At 42.1% G+C, this 2,641-nt stretch carries 2 protein-coding genes and 1 pseudogene; 2 read left to right on the forward strand and 1 reads right to left on the reverse strand.

All coding sequences use genetic code 11. The annotated features are described in order from the left end of the window. Positions 1 to 113 precede the first annotated feature (113 nt). Positions 114 to 434: a GNAT family N-acetyltransferase gene (locus tag JGK20_RS33895; RefSeq protein ID WP_293233777.1), complete on the forward strand. Its 321-nt coding sequence runs from the start codon at positions 114 to 116 to the stop codon at positions 432 to 434. A 28-nt stretch (positions 435 to 462) separates the two neighbouring features. Here the strand turns inward: JGK20_RS33895 and JGK20_RS33900 are convergent. Beyond that, positions 463 to 2,059 (reverse strand): annotated as a pseudogene (locus JGK20_RS33900) (IS1182 family transposase). Positions 2,060 to 2,183: 124 nt separating this feature from the next. Between JGK20_RS33900 and JGK20_RS33905 the strand changes: the two are divergent. After that, positions 2,184 to 2,597: a hypothetical protein gene (locus tag JGK20_RS33905; RefSeq protein ID WP_293233779.1), complete on the forward strand. Its 414-nt coding sequence runs from the start codon at positions 2,184 to 2,186 to the stop codon at positions 2,595 to 2,597. The last annotated feature ends 44 nt before the right edge of the window (positions 2,598 to 2,641 follow it).

Genomic DNA, 2,641 nt, shown 5'->3' on the forward strand with positions numbered 1-2,641 from the left:
AGGGGTTGTCTCTTTCATGGGTCATTTTTTAACGTTATCTGCTTGCTATGTAAGCATTATAACCTATTTTTATCGTATTTTCTGTTTAAGTCCCGTTAGCAGATAATCAAGCATTGCCAAGGCCTGATCCTGAAGCACGTCTTCGCCTGAAATTTCAGGCTTTTGACCCCTCCGCATCTTTTAATACGTGGTTAGCGGAAGTTGATGGTAAACCAGTTGGTTATGCTGTAACATTCTACACCTATTCCACTGTTTTAGCCTTACCATCCTTACATTTAGAAGATATTTTTGTGTTGCCGGAGTATCGCTTACTTGGAGTAGGAAAAGCGCTGTTTGCTCATTGCGCCAAGATAGCGCTGGAACGGAACTGCGGTCGAATCGAGTGGCTAGTATTGCACTCGAACACGCCAGCTAGGGCGTCGGTTCAGTATTAGGAGTTGACAAAAAAAGGACTTTATGAAATTAGCCAGTGCATGAGTTCGACTCTATGCCTGGTGTAATTGGCCGAACCTTATCCATTCGAGCAATGACATGAAGATTATGGACAACAGCGACTCGCCGTAGATCGAAGAGATTTTTCCGCAGTCCAATATAGCGAGCACGGTTCCCCTGCCAATGCCCAATATGAGCCAGAGAGTGTTCAACTGTAGTACGTTTTCTTAAGTCTATTCGACCAATAGCAGTGGATTGACGCGCTCGCAACTCTTGCATTAAGGCTTCATCAGGATGAATTGATACAGTCCGTCCTCTTTTACTATTCGTGCAACCAGCTCTGTGAGGACAAATTGCACATTCATTCTGAGGAAAATGAACAATCTTTCCGGGTTCAAATGGGATACTTACCTGATTGGGACAGCTAATTAAATGCGTATCCCAGTCAAGAAAAAAAGAATTTTTATCAAACCGTCCAGAATTTTTGACCGGCCACGCCTTGCAAAATATCTGTAATTTATCATCCCGTTGTGTCACCCAATGACTGGATAAATAAGCCCGATCAATATGTAACTCAGCTAGGTGAATATTTTGAAATTTTAAGTCACGTTCTAGGTCAACTGTAGCAGTGGCTTCCGGAGTATTTGCGCGAGTCAACGCCACCGCGCAAACTACACCACTCTCTAAATCTTTGAGGATGTGGCGTTTATATCCATCTATTTTCTTAGACTTGCTTTTCCGTCCATGTCGCATATCTGGGTCTTCAATAGAAATGCGACGGTATGAGGCTACTCCTTTGCTTAAACTCGGAACGCCTTGTGAGTCGAAAGTTACATTTTGGGATTTAATCACTCGGGCAACATCCAGAGTCTCTTGGACTACTTCAAATTCATCACTATCAGACTGGCTTTGCATCCATTCTTCCACTGAATCTAAGCTACTTAGGATAATTAAGAGTGCATTTTGACGTTCTCCTGGGTCATCCCAGTTTAAGTTATGTGGCTGTTTTTAAGCTGGAACTATTAAGGATGGGTGCACCTGCTTCCAGGGCAATTTCTGCTGGCTCCCGCCCCTGCACAGCAGCTATCATACTCACCGCCTTACGTAAAGCATGACCCAAGAGATTATATGTATCTTCGACTTTACCGGCTCCCCATAACGGGGAAGAATCTAAAGCCGCTTTGAGTTGACATGAGCCAAACCCACCTTTTTGTTTGGCAATTTCTACGGTGCGGTCAATTAAGCGTTGGTCTAGTTCTTTTTTAATTAAGCGATTTCTGAATCTCACCAAAGTGGCTTTGCTAAAAGGAGGAGTTTCACAATTGAGACAATCAAGAACTAACTGCCAACGTTGATCCATGAGCATTTCTTCAATTACTTCATCATCAGAAATGCCTAAGTAGGCTTGCAGAATAATTGCCAGCGCAATTTGTGCAGGAGGAATTGGGCCCTGACCGACTGTGCTATCTTTGAAAATTGTAGCAAGTTCTTCTTGAAACTCATCATTAAATATGAATGAACGGTTCAGTCGAAGAAAGGTGAATAACTTGGCTCGTTTAATGCGTTTGATAATCAACGCTTCTGTTGCTGAGAGTTCAATTGGAGGATGCCATAAGTGAGGGCGCATAAGGTTTCTTACTTCTTTCTGATTGTGAGAATTTAACAGGCTTTTCAATTCACATATCATTTCCAGTTTTTTTGTCAACTCCTAATACTGAACCGACGCCCTAGGGGTTGAGTGCGGATGTAAGATGCTGGAGTCTGAAAGCAAAGCCTTTGATGAATGTAATGGACAGGGCTGGGCTGCTTTGTGGCGCATATTTATGGACGATCGGGACTTACATAAATTACGTCCTGATTTTGTCCCTAAAATGGAATCTTGGACAGTTGAGTTGGGATCTGCTAATAATGTCAATCGTCAAGATGCCCAACTTTACGCAGATAGAATTATCAACTATCTCTGCCACCGAGGATTTGTTACTGGTAGTCCACAAAAGTTATCTCACCAAATTTATATACCGAGAGGCAAGCTTAATAGTTTGAACATAGCAGATACTAAATATTCTGCTCCTTGTAGTGGTTTCTTTTATCCATCTGTAGAACCTGGAGCCAGGGCGAACGCATCTAAAGTTTATATTAGTATAATATGGTATATTGGAGAATAATTATTGAGTGCCTACAAAACATTTAAGCAGAGTTCGTTTTTATG

The sequence above is a fragment of the Microcoleus sp. PH2017_05_CCC_O_A genome (assembly GCF_020738785.1).
Taxonomy (GTDB): domain Bacteria; phylum Cyanobacteriota; class Cyanobacteriia; order Cyanobacteriales; family Microcoleaceae; genus Microcoleus.

What these genes read in the sequence shown, in the direction of transcription:
- JGK20_RS33905 (WP_293233779.1), top strand. Translation starts at nt 2,184, where the DNA reads ATGCTGGAGTCTGAAAGCAAAGCCTTTGATGAATGTAATGGACAGGGC.